The organism is Leifsonia sp. Y862, assembly GCF_057669585.1.
In genome coordinates, this window is the sequence record NZ_JBYHFR010000003.1 from 342,688 (window position 1) to 358,169 (window position 15,482).

The 15,482-nt window shown below is 64.3% G+C and carries 16 protein-coding genes; 12 read left to right on the forward strand and 4 right to left on the reverse strand.

The features are described 5' to 3' along the window. Positions 1-30: 30 nt before the first annotated feature. On the reverse strand, positions 31-1,488 hold the full coding sequence (locus AC25Z0_RS15905) for a basic amino acid/polyamine antiporter (RefSeq protein ID WP_488133817.1): 1,458 nt from the start codon (positions 1,486-1,488) through the stop codon (positions 31-33). A gap of 275 nt (positions 1,489-1,763) precedes the next feature. On the opposite strand from AC25Z0_RS15905, the gene AC25Z0_RS15910 reads away from it, so the two are divergent. From AC25Z0_RS15910 to AC25Z0_RS15930, 5 genes are all read left to right on the forward strand, one after another. Beyond that, on the forward strand, positions 1,764-2,489 hold the full coding sequence (locus AC25Z0_RS15910; protein ID WP_488121069.1) for an ABC transporter ATP-binding protein: 726 nt from the start codon (positions 1,764-1,766) through the stop codon (positions 2,487-2,489). Next, positions 2,486-3,757, forward strand: a complete 1,272-nt coding sequence (locus AC25Z0_RS15915) for an ABC transporter permease (RefSeq protein WP_488133818.1) — start codon at positions 2,486-2,488, stop codon at positions 3,755-3,757. Before AC25Z0_RS15910 ends, AC25Z0_RS15915 begins: the two co-directional genes overlap by 4 nt. A gap of 79 nt (positions 3,758-3,836) precedes the next feature. Then, on the forward strand, positions 3,837-4,559 hold the full coding sequence (locus tag AC25Z0_RS15920; protein WP_488133819.1) for a TetR/AcrR family transcriptional regulator: 723 nt from the start codon (positions 3,837-3,839) through the stop codon (positions 4,557-4,559). A 127-nt stretch (positions 4,560-4,686) separates the two neighbouring features. Continuing rightward, positions 4,687-6,033, forward strand: coding sequence for an MFS transporter (locus AC25Z0_RS15925; RefSeq protein WP_488133820.1), 1,347 nt, complete (start codon positions 4,687-4,689; stop codon positions 6,031-6,033). A 345-nt stretch (positions 6,034-6,378) separates the two neighbouring features. Next, a complete protein-coding gene (locus AC25Z0_RS15930; RefSeq protein ID WP_488133821.1) occupies positions 6,379-6,795 on the forward strand; it encodes a VOC family protein in 417 nt (138 codons plus the stop codon). Positions 6,796-6,955: 160 nt separating this feature from the next. Here AC25Z0_RS15930 and AC25Z0_RS15935 read toward each other — a convergent pair whose 3' ends face one another. Together AC25Z0_RS15935 and AC25Z0_RS15940 are read right to left on the reverse strand one after the other, a co-directional pair. Further along, positions 6,956-8,302 (reverse strand): RNA polymerase sigma factor, encoded by a 1,347-nt coding sequence (locus tag AC25Z0_RS15935; protein WP_488133822.1) that lies wholly within the window; start codon positions 8,300-8,302, stop codon positions 6,956-6,958. After that, a complete protein-coding gene (locus AC25Z0_RS15940; protein ID WP_488133823.1) occupies positions 8,289-8,678 on the reverse strand; it encodes a YciI family protein in 390 nt (129 codons plus the stop codon). The genes AC25Z0_RS15935 and AC25Z0_RS15940 overlap by 14 nt, the downstream gene beginning before the upstream one ends. Before the next feature lie 428 nt (positions 8,679-9,106). On the opposite strand from AC25Z0_RS15940, the gene AC25Z0_RS15945 reads away from it, so the two are divergent. The 4 genes from AC25Z0_RS15945 (at position 9,107) to AC25Z0_RS15960 (ending at position 12,686) form a co-directional block, all read left to right on the forward strand. Beyond that, entirely contained in the window at positions 9,107-9,367 is a 261-nt protein-coding gene (locus AC25Z0_RS15945) for a hypothetical protein (protein WP_488133824.1), read from the forward strand. A gap of 493 nt (positions 9,368-9,860) precedes the next feature. After that, a complete protein-coding gene (locus AC25Z0_RS15950) occupies positions 9,861-10,133 on the forward strand; it encodes a DUF2277 domain-containing protein (RefSeq protein WP_488133825.1) in 273 nt (90 codons plus the stop codon). A 103-nt stretch (positions 10,134-10,236) separates the two neighbouring features. Beyond that, complete coding sequence (locus tag AC25Z0_RS15955; protein ID WP_488121078.1) at positions 10,237-10,707, forward strand: GNAT family N-acetyltransferase; 471 nt, start codon at positions 10,237-10,239, stop codon at positions 10,705-10,707. Positions 10,708-10,814: 107 nt separating this feature from the next. Further along, positions 10,815-12,686, forward strand: coding sequence for an alkyl/aryl-sulfatase (locus AC25Z0_RS15960; protein WP_488133826.1), 1,872 nt, complete (start codon positions 10,815-10,817; stop codon positions 12,684-12,686). Between the two features lie 3 nt (positions 12,687-12,689). Here the strand turns inward: AC25Z0_RS15960 and AC25Z0_RS15965 are convergent, their stop codons facing one another. Further along, complete coding sequence (locus AC25Z0_RS15965; protein WP_488121080.1) at positions 12,690-13,088, reverse strand: DUF1622 domain-containing protein; 399 nt, start codon at positions 13,086-13,088, stop codon at positions 12,690-12,692. A gap of 128 nt (positions 13,089-13,216) precedes the next feature. Here AC25Z0_RS15965 and AC25Z0_RS15970 point away from each other — a divergent pair, with 128 nt between their 5' ends. The 3 genes from AC25Z0_RS15970 (at position 13,217) to AC25Z0_RS15980 (ending at position 15,479) form a co-directional block, all read left to right on the forward strand. After that, positions 13,217-13,453 (forward strand): metal-sensitive transcriptional regulator, encoded by a 237-nt coding sequence (locus AC25Z0_RS15970; protein ID WP_488121261.1) that lies wholly within the window; start codon positions 13,217-13,219, stop codon positions 13,451-13,453. A 113-nt stretch (positions 13,454-13,566) separates the two neighbouring features. After that, complete coding sequence (locus AC25Z0_RS15975; RefSeq protein WP_488121081.1) at positions 13,567-13,755, forward strand: hypothetical protein; 189 nt, start codon at positions 13,567-13,569, stop codon at positions 13,753-13,755. An 8-nt stretch (positions 13,756-13,763) separates the two neighbouring features. Continuing rightward, positions 13,764-15,479, forward strand: coding sequence for an FAD-dependent oxidoreductase (locus AC25Z0_RS15980; protein ID WP_488121082.1), 1,716 nt, complete (start codon positions 13,764-13,766; stop codon positions 15,477-15,479). Positions 15,480-15,482: the final 3 nt, after the last annotated feature.

The following is a 15,482-nucleotide window of genomic DNA, read 5'->3' on the forward strand; positions in this document are numbered from 1 at the left end:
GCGGATATGCCCTGCAGGGTACCCCTTGGGCTAGAGGGTGATCAGGCCCGTCGCGAGAGCGATGATGGCGATGATGGCAAGCACAATCGAGACGATGCAGAGCACCCACTCCCAGGGCGTGAAGACGCGCAGGCCACGCTCGCGCCGAGCGATGACGTAGAGGATGGTTCCGGGGGCGTAGATGATGAACGACACCAGGAGAAAGCTGGGGCCGGCGAAGATCACGAGGAACAGCGTGTAGATCGTCGCGAGCACCGCCACAGTTCGACCCCGCTTGGACCGGCCACCAGGGTCGTCGCTCGCTCGCGTTTCGAGCTTCAACGCGTACCCGGCTGTCAGCAGGTAGGGAATGAGCGCCAACGAGCCGCACATCTTCAACATGAGGGTAAAGGCATCCTCTGAGAAGAGCGTGACGACCAGCAGGAGCTGCACGAACAGGGCGGTGAACACCAGAGCGGCAACGGGCACGCCGCGCGCGCTGGTTCGAGCCAGGAAGCGGGGCGCATCCTCGTTCCGTGCGGCCGAATACAGCACCTCGGATGCCATCAGGGTCCAGGCGAGATAGGCGCCGAGCACCGAGACCACCAGGCCGATACTGATGAACCAGTATCCCCACGGGCCAACGATCGATTCCAGCACCCCTGCCACTGACGGTTGCCGCAGCACAGCGAGTTCACTGCGGGGGAGTACGCCGAATGAGAGCAGGCTCATCAGGAGGAACAGTCCGAGCACGCCCAAGAAGCCGAGCATGGTCGCGCGCCCGATGTCACGCCTGTTCTTGGCGTAGCGCGAGTAGACGGTGGCACCCTCGACGCCGATGAACACGAATACCGTCACGAGCAGGGTCGATTGGACCTGGCCGAACAACGATCCGAGGTCGGGCTGCGCTGTGCCCCAGAGATTGAACGAGAATGTGGGCCAGTTGAAGCCGATGGCGGCGACGATGACGATGAACATCACCAGGGGCAGCAGCTTTGCCACCGTCACGATGGTGTTGATGATGGCTGCTTCTCGCACGCCGCGCGTGATGAGGAGATGGAAGAGCCACACCCCTGCCGAGGAGACAACGACCGCCAGCACCGTGTCGCCATAGCCGAACCCAGGGAAGACGGCGCCAAGGGTCGACCCGATCAACACCCAGTATGTGACGTTCCCCGCGCATCCGCTTGCCCAGTAGCCAAACGCGGAGAAGAAGCCGACGTAGTCGCCGAAGCCGGCTTTGGCAAAGGCGTAGATGCCGGCATTGAGATCGGGCTTACGCACGGCGAGGCGCTGGAAAACGAACACGAGGGTCAGCATCCCCACACCGGCAATGGCCCAGGCGATGACCGCGCCGATCACACCGGTTGACTGCGCGAAGTTGCGCGGCAACGAAAAGACGCCCGCACCCACCATTGAACCCACGACCAGGCCGGCCAGCGCGATCACCGGAAGGGTGCGCTTCTTCGTCGCCCCGGTGTGGTCGGTGCTCGATGGCGGGAGAGTCATGCGCGGTACCTCCGAGGACGGATGTCCAGGCGTTGGTTGTGTGACGTGCGAAAGCGGATGCCGACGCGCTGTGCGGGAAAGGGTCGGCACCACCACTGAGAGGGCAAGAGACGACGCGGGTGTCCCGTGAGACACGGTGACATTCAATACTACGTACCGGAATCGGTGCGGCGGACAGCTGGGCGAGAGCTGGCCGACAAGCTGAGCGACTGCCAGCACCGCCACGCTCGATGCAGTCACTGCACATATTCAGCTTCTGCAGCTAGCCTGCCGCTATGACAGAACTCATTTTGCAGGCGCGCGACATCGGGAAGTCCTACGGGACAGGTGACAGCCGCTTCGACGCGCTCAAGGGCGTGAGCCTCGACGTGCACACCGGCGAGTCCGTCGCGATCGTCGGCAAGAGCGGATCGGGCAAGTCCACCCTGATGCACCTGCTCGCGCTCCTCGATGACCCAGACACCGGCACCATCAGCGTCGGCGGCAGGGATGCCCAGAAGCTGAAGTCCCGTGAGCTCAACACCCTGCGCAATGAGGACTTCGGGTTCGTCTTCCAGCAGTTCTTCCTGACGCCGAACGCGACAGTGCTTGAGAACGTGACGCTGCCGCTGATGATCGCCGGCGTGAGCGCGCGCGAACGCAAGGCGCGCGGCATGGCCGTGCTCGAGCAGATGGAACTCGCCGACAAGGCCAAGAACAAGGCAACGGACCTCTCCGGGGGCCAGAAGCAGCGCGCGGTCATCGCCCGCGCCCTCATCAACAATCCGTCGGTGATCTTCGCCGACGAGCCGACAGGCAACCTCGACACGGCCACCAGCGCCGTCGTCGAAGACATCCTGTTCTCGCTCAACAAAACGCGGGGAATCACGCTCATCATCGTCACGCACGACCTCGAGCTCGCGGCGCGGTGCGACAGGCAATTCTTCATCAAGGACGGGCGTGAGGCGACCCCCGATATCGACCCTGAATCCATCGTCACTGCGGCAGGGGCCCACGCATGAACTTCCTTGACATCCTCCGATCTGCGATCTCGAACACATTCCGCAGCAAGGTGCGCACCACACTCACCGTCATCGCGATCTTCATCGGCGCGTTCACGCTGACCCTGACGAGCGCCATCGGCGCCGGCGTCTCGAACTACATCGACACCCAGGTCGCATCCATCGGCGGCGACGACATGATGACCGTCTCCGTGGCAGCGGATGCCGCGGCCACCACTGACGGGCCGGCAGAGTACGACCCTGAGGCGAAGACCTCTGCGCAGGGAATGTCGTTGCTCACCACTGCCGACCTCGACGCCATCGCAGCGACCGATGGAATCATCGACGTGCAGCCGGCCGTGATGCTGGCGCCCGATTACATTCAGTTCGGCGACAACGGCAAATTCGAGCTGAGCGTCAATCCGATGGCGACGCTGAGCGAGGCTGACCTCGCTGCGGGCGACCAGCTCGACGACACGGCAGACGGCAAGCAGATCATGCTGCCGAAGTCGTACCTCGAGAACCTCGGATTCGCTGATGCTGAGTCGGCGATCGGTGAGACCGTTTCCATCGGCATCACCGACTACGCGGGCACCCAGCACGTCGAGGACGCCATCGTGCAGGGCGTGCAGAACGACTCGCTGTTCAGCTCAGGCGTCGGCATCAACTCGGAGCTCCGCGACACGCTCGACAGCGTGCAGCGCGCCGGTATGCCTGCGGGAGTCACGAGCGGCTACATCCTCGCTGTCGTGCACATCGACAGTGCGGCATCCGCTGATCAGATCGACGCGATCAAGGCCGACCTGGCTGACCAGGGCTACAGTGCGCTGACCGTCGCCGACCAGATCGGGGCCATCCAGGCCGTCATCAACGGCATCATCGGTGTGCTGAACGCGTTCGCCGTCATCGCGCTCATCGCTGCAGGCTTCGGCATCATCAACACGCTGCTCATGAGCGTGCAGGAGCGCACCCGCGAGATCGGCCTCATGAAGGCCATGGGAATGGGCAGCGGCAAGATCTTTGCCCTGTTCAGCCTTGAGGCGATCTTCATCGGCTTCCTCGGCTCGGCGATTGGCGCACTCGTGGCCATCCTGCTCGGCACGGGCATCAGCTCCTTCCTCTCGAGCACCGTGCTCTCGACATTGCCCGGCCTGAACATCATGCTGTTCACACCGGCATCCGTTGCGACGATCATCGGAATTGTGATGCTCATCGCCTTCCTGGCCGGCACGCTGCCAGCCAGGCGTGCGGCGAAGCAGAACCCGATCGACGCACTTCGCTACGAGTAACGCGGTGGCTGGCTCGTGGCCGGCTCGTGGCTGGCTCGTGGCTGGCTCGCTCGCGAACCGCGGGGTATGAATGGGTGACATGACGGAGCAAGATCACGTGAACGACCGGAGGGCCGGCGCAGCTGATGCCGGCCCTCTGGGGTCAGTCGCGACCAGTGCCGGCCACACTCCCCGCACTGAACACGCTGTGGGGCTGCGCGAACGCAAACGCGCGGCCACGCGTGCGGCCATTGAGAAAACGGCCATCGACCTCGCGCTCACGCACGGCTACGAGAACGTCACGGTCGACATGATCTGCGAGGCGAGCGTTGTGTCGCAGCGCACCTTCTTCAACTATTTCGGGTCGAAGGAGGGCGTCATCCTGCGCAGGGCGGCGTCGATGACGGATGCCGAGGCCACGTCGTTCATCGAGGACCGAACCGACGACGTCGTGCTCGACCTGCTGCGCATGATCTCGAAGGCGCTGGTCGATGGCTCGCAGGATCCCAGCCTCCTTGAGTCGCACCTCCGCGTGATCACGAGTTCTCCTGAACTGCTGGGCAAGCATATGGAGTGGATGGCGGCCCAGGAGCAACGCCTCACCGACGTGGTGCGCGAGCGCTTTCGCGCGGAGGGCCGCTCAGAGATAGACACGCCAGACCTGGCCGACGAAGCCGGCATGGTGGTCTGCCTCGCCATGAGCGCACTGCACTTCTCGCTTCAGAAGCAGTTCAGCTCGGCTGGCAACCAGTCATTGGCAGAGACGATCGAGCAGGCGGCGGGGCTCATCAACCGGATTGCGGGCGGCAGCAGCAGCCATTGAGTTCGTAGCTCGAGTTCGTAGCTCGACCTCGTGACAGGTGTGTGTAACCTGGCGAATTGTGCGCTCTGGCCGTCGTCAAACATGTTTGTGCTGCCCATAGAATGGGCCAAATGATTCGCAGTGACGCATGAGATCGACGCCCAATTCCTCGAGACCATCGTTCAGGAGTCAGTTCGTTGACCTGGCACCGCTGCGCTCATCGCCCGTCTTTGCCCGGTTGTGGATCGGGTCTGCGATTTCAGGCATCGGCGCCCAGCTGACGCTCGTCGCCGTCGGCCTGCAGATCTATGCGATCACCGAGTCAACGCTCGCGGTGTCGCTGGTGGGCGGAATTGCCCTCATCCCGATGATTTTCGCGGGCCTGTGGGGCGGGATGCTCGCCGACGCCTTCGATCGGCGCCGGGTGCTGATTGTGACGTCGCTTGTCAGCTGGGTAAGCATCTTCGGCCTGGTCTGGTTGTCGATTGTGGAGGCCCAGAGCGGATCCTCCCACGTGCCGGTGTGGCCGATTTATGTGTTGACGACGATCACGACGATGTCGTCCACCATCTCCCTTGCCACTCGGTCTGCCGTGATTCCCCGGCTCCTTCCGGCCGACATGGTGTCGCGGGCGACAGCACTCAACGGAATCTCGGGGGGACTCCAGTTCACCGTCGGGCCTGCCCTGGCCGGAATTCTCGTTGCCACCGTTGGATTGCCCGCGGCGTTTGCCGTCGATGCGCTGCTCTTCACGGCCGGGTTCCTCGGCATCATCGGGCTGCCACGACTGGCCCCGCTGGCCACAGTGGCCAAACCAGGGCTGCAGTCGCTCAAAGACGGGATACGTTACCTGCGTTCAGCGCCCAACCTGCGGACCAGCTTCCTGTTCGACATCATCGCGATGACCTTCGGGCGCCCTGTCGTGCTGTTTCCCGCGATCGGAGCACTCGTCATCGGCGGCGGGGCAGTCACCGTGGGGTTCCTCACCGCAGCGGCAGCCGTCGGTGCGTTCCTGGCGAGCCTCTTCAGTGGTCGGATCCAGCATGTTTACCGGCATGGTTTGGCCGTCGCCAGGGCAATCAGCGTGTTTGGAATCTGCACGGCACTGTTTGGCATTGTCATCGCCGTCACGCAACTGGGCCTCGGCGACACCGCGAATACATCGAACCTGCAGCTGAATGTCGTCGCGCTGGTGCTGGCATGCCTCGCGCTTGCCGGCATGGGAGCGGCCGACGAAGTCAGTGCGATCTTCCGCTCCACCATCATGCTCACGGCCACACCAGACGAGATGCGCGGCCGGCTCCAGGGCGTGTTCATGGTCGTCGTCAGCGGCGGGCCGCGCGTCGGCGACCTCTACGCCGGCATCGTGGCGTCAATGCTGGCGCTCTGGTTCCCCCCGCTGCTTGGCGGGCTGGTCATTGTGGCGGTGATCGCTGTGCTCTTCAAGATGCGACCGGCTTTCAGGGAGTACGACGCACGGCATCCCACTGCGTGACGGGGTCACCGTCTGACCGGGTGCCGACCTGCACTGAAAACAGGACGAATCGCGCTGCTGTCACCGAAAACAGGACGGATCGCGCTCTCTCAGAGCACCCGTCCTGTTTTCGCGACGGCGGGAAGCGATCAGACGGCCGCGGATGCTCTTGCCGTACGCATGGCGTTCACGGATGCGCGCTTTCGGCTGATTTGGGGGTTACCTGCAAGCGGGTGACGAGACTTTAATCGGAGCGTCGGGCGCTTCGGTCGGGTGCAACGCCAACGCGCGGAACATCGATGCGGAGAGTGCCGACACGCAGAGTACTGACACGCAGGATTCCGACCACGCGAAGGAGTGCGCATCATGACGACCATGCTCAATCCATACCTGAGCTTCCGCGACAACGCGAGGCAGGCGATGGAGTTCTATCAGTCGGTGTTCGGCGGTGACCTGACGATAAGCACCTTCGGCGAGTTCCAGGTCAGCGACGACCCCGCAGAGCAGAACAAGGTCATGCACGGCATGCTGACGGCCAATGGCGGGCTTGTGCTGATGGGGGCAGACACCCCGAACAGCATGCCACTGACCCCTGGCAACAACTATTCGGTGTCGCTCAGCGGCGATGACGAGGCCACGTTGCGAGGCTACTGGGACAAGCTCACCGCGAGCGGTACCGCGACCATGCCGTTGGAGAAGGCGCCGTGGGGCGACTCGTTCGGCATGCTCAGCGACAAGTTCGGCGTCAGCTGGCTGGTGAACATCACGGGAACACCGGGGTAGGCGGCGCCGCTCAGTGAGGCAAATGACCCGTAGGTTGAGGAAGGCGCGAGCTTGCGAGCCCCTGTCTCGAAACCACACGAGCCGATCCCAATAGCCAGCGACGGTTTCGAGACGGCCCGGCGGCCTCCTCAACCACCGAGAAATCAACCGCCGAGGAACGCTACAGCTGGTCGACTTGCTTTCGCAGATAGCGGCGGAGCGCGGCATCCGTTGTGAGGGCGATCGCCTTCTCGTAGGCGGCCGCGGCCTCCGCATCGCGACCGGCAGCGTGCAGCAGATGCGCGCGGGTCGCCCACGCCGGCTGGAACCGCTGGAGCGGGGAGGCCTCTCGGTCAGCGGAGCCGGCAGAGGGCGGCCCTCCCGGCTCATCGAGGATGGCCAGGCCGGCCTCAGGGCCGTCGAGCTCTCCCACGATCGCGGCGAGTGAGGCCAGGGCGCCCAGGGTGGGGGCGAGCCTGAGGAGCGCGTCGGTGAGGGTGCGAAGCGCGGCCCAGTCGGTGACGCCCGTTCGAGCGCGTGCGCAGTGCACCGACTGCAGGGCTGCCTCGAGCTGGAATCGCCCGATCTTGCCGAACGAGTGCGCGCGTCGCAAGTAGTCTTCGCCGCGGGCAATAAGTGCCGGGTTCCACCGCGTCGGGTCTTGCTCGTGGAGGGGCACGAAGGTGGCTCCGTTGGGGTCGGAGGCCCTGGCATCCGTTCGAGAGATCGACAGGTAGAGGAGCGCGGCCAGGCCGAGCACCTCTGGCTCTGTGGGCAGGAGATCGGCGAGAACGGTCGCCAGATAGAGGGCCTCAGCCGACAGGGAGTCGCGCACAGTTTCGCCAGACGCGAGCTGCCAGTCGATGGCATAGCAGCCGTAAATTGCCTCGAGAACGGCGGGAAGTCGCGCCGGCATGTCTGCCAGATCTGGCACGACGAACGGGATGCGGGCATCGCGGATGCGCCGCTTGGCTCGCACGAGGCGCTGGGCCATGGCCGGCGCCGGGATGGCGAACGCCTGTGCGATCTGCGCCGACTCGAAACCGAGGACCGTCTGCAGCATCAGTGGGGTGCGGATGCCGGCCTCAATTGCCGGGTGGGCGCAGACGAAGAGCAGCGCGAGCCGTTTGTCGGGGATCGCGTCGATGTCGATGTCGATGTCGTTGTCGATGTCGTTGTCGTTGTCGACGTCTATGTCGGAGTAGGAGCCGTTGATCATGCTGGTCTTGTTCCGCGTGCGTTCGGTGGCGTCGAGCGGCACGGACAGGCGCTCGACTGCGGAACGGTACCGATCGCGCTGCCGGTTGCGGGCGACGGTGAGGAGCCAGGCATCCGGATTGTCGGGGATGCCCGAGGTCGGCCAGGTGGCCAGCGCCTGGACGAAGGCGTCGGCCAGGGCGTCTTCCGCCCTCGGAATATCGCCAGTCGGTGCGGCAAGTATGGCCAGCAACCGACCGTAGGAGGCGCGGGCAACGCTCTCGGCCGCTCGCGCCTCCGGCGTCATGTCAGTCGCATCAGGCGGTGACACTGCCGATCTCGTTCCATTGCCCGTCGAGGAACACGATGGCGGAGGGTCGAATCTCGATGACGCCGTACTGGGCGCCAGGGCATTTCTCGGCCCAGGCGAGGGCGGCGTCAAGATCCGGGACATCGATTACGAAGGAGCCGGCGAGCTGCTCCCTGGTTTCAGCGAATGGGCCGTCCTGGATCTGGAGACTGCCGTTGCGCAGCGTGAGCGTCGTTGCGGCAGCGACGGGTTGCAGGATGTCGGCAGACACCAGCACACCCGCCGCATCGAGTGATTTCGCGTAGGCGTCGAAAGCGGCCCGCATCGGGGCCATGTCTTCTTCGGTGACACCGGCATCCTGTGCCTCGGGGTTGTGCAGAAGCAGTGAGTAGCGCATGACGCGTCCTTCCTCTTGTCCAACTGGCCTCTTGTCCAACTGGCCTCTTGTCCAACTGGTTAATGGTCGCACCAGGCGACCGATATCCATATGACGGATGACGGGAGCCCCAATCGACACTGCGTTCGCCGTGCTGCGAAACGCTGGCTGTGCATCCGCTCGCAGAAGCAGTGATCGCGGCCCAACTGCTTGCCCAGGCCTGGGGTGCAGGGCCATTACTGGAAGCAGACAGCCGCCGCAGCATCCGTTACCAACATTCCTGACGAGCCGCCGCAGCATCCGTTGCAAACATTCGTGACTAGCCGCCGCGGAATTCATTCGAAGGGACAGTAGTGACGATCTGGAGCTGCTCAACGTGTGCCATCGAGCATCCTGACTCCGACGCGCCACCGGCCACATGCGCAATTTGCGCCGATGAGAGGCAGTTCGTGCCGGCATCTGGTCAGAGCTGGACCACTCGAGACGAGCTGGAACAGCGGGGCTATCGGATCACGGTGTCTGAGCTCGAACCGAACCTCCACGGCGTCAACGCAGACCCGAGACTCGGCATCGGACAACGCGGTCTTCTCCTCTGCACGAACGGCGGAAACCTCTGTGGGAGCCGCCAGGGTTCATCGACGCCGCCGGCATTGCAGCCGTCGGAGAGCGGGGAGGCATCGACGTCATCGCGGCGAGCCATCCGCATCTGACCGGCTCGTCGATTCAGTGGAGCCACGCCTTCGGACACATCCCCGTGTACGTGGCCGAGTCTGATGTGGCCTGGATCCGCAGGCCAGACCCCGTAATCCGGCTGTGGAGCGACTCGATCGAGATGCTTCCCGGCGTGCGCATGCTGCAATGCGGCGGGCACTTCGCGGGCAGCAGCGTGGTGCACTGGCCTCAGGGCGCGAACGGCGCTGGCGCTTTGCTCACCGGAGACACGATCGCGGTGGGCGCCGACCACACCACCAATGCGATGCGGAGCTACGTGAACAACATTCCGCTGCCAGAGCGCGCAATCCAGCGACTCCTCGACACGTCCTCCCACTCGAATTCGATCGGGTCTACAGCGCGTTCGGCATCGTCCAAGCGGATGCCCACGCCAACGTCGACACATCCTTTCACCGGTACATCGGCTGGGTGCGCGGGGATTTCGACGACTAACCCCTCCCCAACTCGCGCATCGGTTATTAGCGTTAACGCATGTGCCGAAACATCCACACGCTCTATAACTTCGAGCCGGCAGCCACCGAGGACGAGGTGCACGCCGCCGCACTGCAGTACGTGCGCAAGATCAGCGGTTTCAGCAAGCCATCGAAGGCCAACACTGAAGCCTTCGACAGGGCGGTTGCGGAGATCGCCCATATCTCGCGCCATCTGCTCGAAGACCTTGTCAGCGCCGCGCCGCCGAAAGACAGGGACATCGAAGCGGCCAAGGCGAAGGCACGTTCTGCCGGTCGGTACGCCGCGGCTTGACGTTTCCGTGCGGCCTGACGTTTCGCCGTGACCTGACGCGTCGCCTGACTTCTCGCGCAGGCAACCGACACCCCATGGGGCACGCGGCTGGAAGAATGGCGCCATGACCACAACGTTGTCGCCCATGGGCCCTGCCGACCTGCAGCGCTGGTTCGTCTCAAGCAAGGCTGAGTACCTCGATGATTTGCTCCGCGCAGGCGAGACGCTCGATGCAGCCCAGGCCGGCGTTGACGAGTCGTTCGAGAGGTACTTTCCGGCGGGTGTTCCCGTGGGCGGGCACCTGGTCTTCACCGTCGTCTCAGCTGGAGCACCGGCCGGATACCTGTGGATCGGTCCGCACAACGACGGTGGAACCTCAGCGTGGTGGGTGTGGGACATCGTGATCAATGCCGACCAGCGTGGGCTCGGACTCGGTCGAGCCGCGATGCTGCTGGCCGAAGAGGTCGTTCGCGACCACGGTGGAACGACGCTCGGCCTCAACGTCTTCGGGTTCAACGCGCCGGCACGCGGACTCTACGAGTCGCTCGGCTACGAGATGACGTCGATGCGGATGCTGAAGAAGCTCACGCCGTAGCCTGCGCGGGCGCCCCTTGCCTGCAACCCCTGCAGCCCCTTGCCTCGGAGGTCCGCGGTGGCAATCTGTCACTGACAGTGCAGTCTTCGCGCGAGGAAGCAGGAGCCATGGACCAGAAACCGCCGACATCATCCATTGCAGCCGAACACCAACGCCTGTTAGCGGCGTTGCCGTTCGTTGATACCGCCGACTTTGACGACGCAGATCGTGGTTTTCTCCGGGCGCTCACACCCGGCATCGTGCACGCTGCCGACGGTCGTGTGGTCTGGAATAACGACACCTATGGTTTCCTCACGGGCGACGCGCCCGCATCCGTCAATCCAAGCCTCTGGCGCCAGTCGCGCCTGGTCGCCAAACAGGGTCTGTTTGAAGTCACCGACGGCATCTACCAGGTGCGCGGACTCGACCTCTCGAACATGACAATCGTCGAGGGCGCCAGCGGAATCATCGTGATCGACCCACTCATCTCCACCGAGACCGCAGCGGCCGCTCTGAAGCTGTATCGCGACGAGCGCGGCGACCGACCCGTCGTTGCGGTGATCTACACGCACAGCCACATCGATCACTTCGGCGGCGTATTTGGCGTGGCCACGCAGGCCGACGTGGATGCCGGTCGCACGCAGGTGATCGCGCCGGAAGGATTCGTCGAGGCGGCAGTGGCAGAGAACGTCTACGCCGGAAAGGCCATGGGACGACGTGCCGGGTACATGTATGGCGCAGCCCTGGGGCGGGGGCCGCAGGGACAGGTTGGTGCTGGCCTCGGGCAAACCGCGTCCAACGGTGAAGTCGGGTTGATCGTTCCCACGCTCTTCATCAGCCAGACGGGAGAGACGCACACCATTGACGGCGTCGAGATTGAATTCCAAATGGCGCCCGGCACAGAGGCTCCCTCTGAGATGCATTTCTATTTCCCGAAGCACCGCGCACTCTGCATGGCAGAGAACGCGACACACAACCAGCACAACCTGCTCACCCTGCGGGGTGCCCTGGTGCGTGATCCTCACGTCTGGGCCACGTACCTCACGGAGGCCATCGACACCTTCGGCGCGCGAACGGATGTCGTCTTCGCGTCCCACCATTGGCCCACGTGGGGCACGGAGCGCGTCCACGACTTCCTCTCCATTCAGCGCGACCTCTACGCCTACCTGCACGACCAGACGCTCCGCCTGCTCAACCAGGGCTTCACGGGGCCAGAGATCGCCGAGATGTTTCAGATGCCACCCGCACTGGAGAGGGCATGGAGCACCCGCGGCTACTACGGGTCGATCAGCCATAACGTGAAAGCGATCTACCAGCGCTACCTGGGCTGGTTCGACGGCAACCCTGCCCGGCTGTGGCCGCATCCACCGCAGGCGTTGGCTACCCGATACGTCGAGGCGATCGGCGGTATCGACCGCGTTGTCGAGCTTGCCAGGGTGGCATTCGACGCCGGCGACTTCCGGTGGGCAGCGACACTGCTCGACCATGCTGTCTTCACCGACGACACCCATGCAGGGGCGCGCGAGCTCTACGCCGACACCCTTGAGCAGCTGGGTTATGGCGCCGAGAACGGAACGTGGCGAAACTTCTTCCTCTCCGGCACCACCGAACTTCGAGAGGGGAACTTCGGCACGCCGGCGGTGACGGCCGCACCTGCCATCCTCGCCCAGCTCACCCCAGAGCAGCTGCTCGATTCGCTGGCCATTTCGGTCGACGGGCCCGCGGCCTGGGATCTCGACCTGGCCATCGACCTCACGTTCAGTGAGCTGGGCACCAACTATCACGTCACGCTCCGAAACGGAGTGCTGGTCTATCGCACACGCCCCGCCGACGCCTCCACAGCCCTCTCCCTGCGACTGACCAAAGCCAGACTGCTTGCCCTCATGGCCGGCGATACAGACGGGCCTGGCATCGAGCTCACCGGAGATCGCGGCGCGCTTGATTCACTTCTGGGAGTGTTGGGTCGCGGAGATCCGGCGTTCAACATCGTCACGCCGTAGGAGTTACTCGGTAGCTGCAGGGTCCGTAGTTGTCGGCGTCGGTATTGGAGTTTGCGTCGGCGTCTCGGCTCGCCCCTGCCACGGCCACCGGCCCGTCATCTCGACCTCGAGGGAGAAGCTCAAAAACGTTCGGATCAGCACGATGCCACCGAGCACTGCAACGCTTTCCAGCGTTGGTGTGACGGCGACGGTTCGGATGATGTCCGCGGCGACCAGCAGCTCAAGGCCGAGGAGAATAGACCGCCCGAGAAACCGGCGGAACGACTGGTAGACACCGCGCTTCCGCTTGAAAGCCCCGTCGATGGCGAACACCGTCGCCGCAATCGCACCGATGACAATGGCCGCAACGCCGGCAGCATCGATCACCTTGCCGACGACCTCAATGACGTCCTGGAAATCCATATCTCGTTCTTACCGCATCCGCTGCACGTTGCGTCAAGAAAGTAACCAGCCTTCAATACCCCCGGGGGTGTAACCTGCACCGATAGGTATTGAGCCCAGGAGGCATTGTGGACATCGACCCCAACGACATGAGGGCCGTCATCAACCGGTTGAAGCGCGCGCAAGGCCAGTTGGCCGGCGTGACGCGGATGATCGAGGAGGGGCGCGACTGCAAGAGCGTCGTGACCCAGCTGTCCGCCGTATCCAGCGCCATCGACAAGGCGGGCTTCGCGATCATTGCCACTGCGCTCCAGCAGTGTCTGGCCCAAGATGACCCGAGCATCGACCAGGCTGAGCTGGAAAAGCTGTTCCTGACGCTGGCCTGACGCCTGGCCTGCGCTGGGTTGGCGCCCCGCTCCGAACGCCCCTGCCACAGCATCCGCACAGAAATATACCCCCGGGGGTATGTTAGCCTTGAGAAAACGTCAAGGAGAGATGCATGTGTAGAGCGACCACCTGTTCAACCTGTGGCAAGACGACATGGGCTGGATGCGGTCAGCACGTCGATCAGGTCATGGCCGGAGTCCCCGCGTCAGATCGATGCACGGGGCACGCTGACGACGTGACGCCGCAGGCCAGCGGTCGCGGCTTCTTTGCCCGCCTCTTCACCGGCCGATCGGGTCGGTAGGGCGAACCATGAATGAGGGAACCCCCAGCATGCACTCCGGCCCGAAGGTCGTGATCGTCGGCGGTGTCGCGGGTGGCATGTCGGCGGCAACCCGTCTGCGCCGCCTCGATGAGTCCGCTGAGATCGTGGTCTTCGAGCGCGGCCGCTACGTGTCATTCGCCAACTGCGGCCTGCCGTATTACGTCGGCGGCGTGATCGAGGAGCGCGACAGCCTGCTGCTGCAGACGCCTGACTCGCTCGCGGCCAGGTTCCGGCTCGACGTTCGTGTCGAACACGAGGTGCAGGGCATCGATCGCGACCAGAAGGTCGTCATCGTGCGAAACCTCGTGACCGGCGATGAGCTTCGGGAGCCCTACGATGCCCTGGTCCTCGCTGCAGGAGCAACGGCGCGTGCCGGGCTGACCGGGAGCTCCATTCCGGTGCATACCCTCCGCACGATCGACGACGTCGACGCCATCGATGCCATCCTGACCGCGGCGGGCCACTCGGGTCGCCCAGCCAATTCGGGTCGCACAGCCAGCGCCGTGGTTGTCGGCGGCGGCTTCATCGGACTCGAGGCCGTCGAAAACCTGGTGAAACGCGGCCTGCAGGTCACCCTCGTACAGCGCGGTGAGCAGGCGTTGTCGCCGCTCGACCCGGAGATGGCCACGCCCATCCTGGCTCTCCTCGCCAGCCACGGCGTCGATGTTCGCTTGAACTCCACCGTGACGCAGCTGGGCGATCGAGCGGTGCACCTCTCCGACGGCACCACGATCCCCGCCGACCTCGTGATCGAAGCCCGCGGCGTGCAGCCAGATACCGGACTGGCAGCTGGGGCAGGTCTGGTCATTGGCCAGGCCGGCGGCATCGTGGTCGACAACTTCCAGCGCACCAACGATCCCGCCATCTATGCCGTTGGCGATGGCGTGGAGAAAACGGATGCCGTCGACTTCACTCCAACGCTCGTCACCATGGCGGGCCTCGCCAACCGGCATGGCCGCACGGCGGCCGACGCGATCCACGGGGTGGCCGTGCCGAGCCCGCCTGCCCTTGGAACGGCGATCGTCGGAGTGTTCGATCGCACCGTTGCCATGGTCGGATGGAGTGAGAAGCGACTGGTGGCAGCCGGGCGTGCCCACCGAGTGGTGCACACGCATCCGCTGTCGCATGCCGGCTACTATCCAGGCGCTGAGCAGATGGCGTTGAAGCTGCTGATTGATGCAGAGACCGACCTCATTCTCGGCGCCCAGATCGTGGGCGGCGCCGGCGTCGACAAGCGGATCGACGTCATCGCGACCGCGATGACTGCTGGGCTCAGCGCGTCCGCACTCTCGCAACTCGAGCTCGCCTATGCGCCGCAGTATGGCTCGGCCAAGGATGCCGTGAATCTCGCCGGCTACGTGGCCCAGAATCTGGCCGCAGGCACCGTGCACAGCATCCAGTGGCATGAGCTTGAGACCTGGCAGCTGGCTGGTGCGGTTCTCATCGATGTGCGTACCGCGGGCGAATTCGAGAATGGGGGTATCGCCGGATCGATCAACGTGCCTCTCGACGAACTTCGTGACCGCCTTGGTGAACTACCGGATGCGCCGCTCATCGTGCACTGCCAGGTGGGCCAGCGCGGCCACACTGCCGCGCGGCTGCTGACGCAGCACGGGCTCGATGTGCGAAACCTCGACGGCGGCTACAAGACCTGGGAGGCAGGGACCGCCTCTCGGCTCGGCGGCACTGTCGTTCGCCTCTAGAAT

Coding starts and splice junctions, on each gene's coding strand:
- AC25Z0_RS15905 (WP_488133817.1), bottom strand. CDS start 1,488: ATGACTCTCCCGCCATCGAGCACCGACCACACCGGGGCGACGAAGAAG.
- AC25Z0_RS15970 (WP_488121261.1), top strand. CDS start 13,217: ATGAGGGCCGTCATCAACCGGTTGAAGCGCGCGCAAGGCCAGTTGGCC.
- AC25Z0_RS15975 (WP_488121081.1), top strand. CDS start 13,567: ATGTGTAGAGCGACCACCTGTTCAACCTGTGGCAAGACGACATGGGCT.
- AC25Z0_RS15965 (WP_488121080.1), bottom strand. CDS start 13,088: ATGGATTTCCAGGACGTCATTGAGGTCGTCGGCAAGGTGATCGATGCT.
- AC25Z0_RS15920 (WP_488133819.1), top strand. CDS start 3,837: ATGACGGAGCAAGATCACGTGAACGACCGGAGGGCCGGCGCAGCTGAT.
- AC25Z0_RS15950 (WP_488133825.1), top strand. CDS start 9,861: ATGTGCCGAAACATCCACACGCTCTATAACTTCGAGCCGGCAGCCACC.
- AC25Z0_RS15910 (WP_488121069.1), top strand. CDS start 1,764: ATGACAGAACTCATTTTGCAGGCGCGCGACATCGGGAAGTCCTACGGG.
- AC25Z0_RS15940 (WP_488133823.1), bottom strand. CDS start 8,678: ATGCGCTACTCACTGCTTCTGCACAACCCCGAGGCACAGGATGCCGGT.
- AC25Z0_RS15955 (WP_488121078.1), top strand. CDS start 10,237: ATGACCACAACGTTGTCGCCCATGGGCCCTGCCGACCTGCAGCGCTGG.
- AC25Z0_RS15980 (WP_488121082.1), top strand. CDS start 13,764: ATGAATGAGGGAACCCCCAGCATGCACTCCGGCCCGAAGGTCGTGATC.
- AC25Z0_RS15930 (WP_488133821.1), top strand. CDS start 6,379: ATGACGACCATGCTCAATCCATACCTGAGCTTCCGCGACAACGCGAGG.
- AC25Z0_RS15960 (WP_488133826.1), top strand. CDS start 10,815: ATGGACCAGAAACCGCCGACATCATCCATTGCAGCCGAACACCAACGC.
- AC25Z0_RS15925 (WP_488133820.1), top strand. CDS start 4,687: ATGAGATCGACGCCCAATTCCTCGAGACCATCGTTCAGGAGTCAGTTC.
- AC25Z0_RS15915 (WP_488133818.1), top strand. CDS start 2,486: ATGAACTTCCTTGACATCCTCCGATCTGCGATCTCGAACACATTCCGC.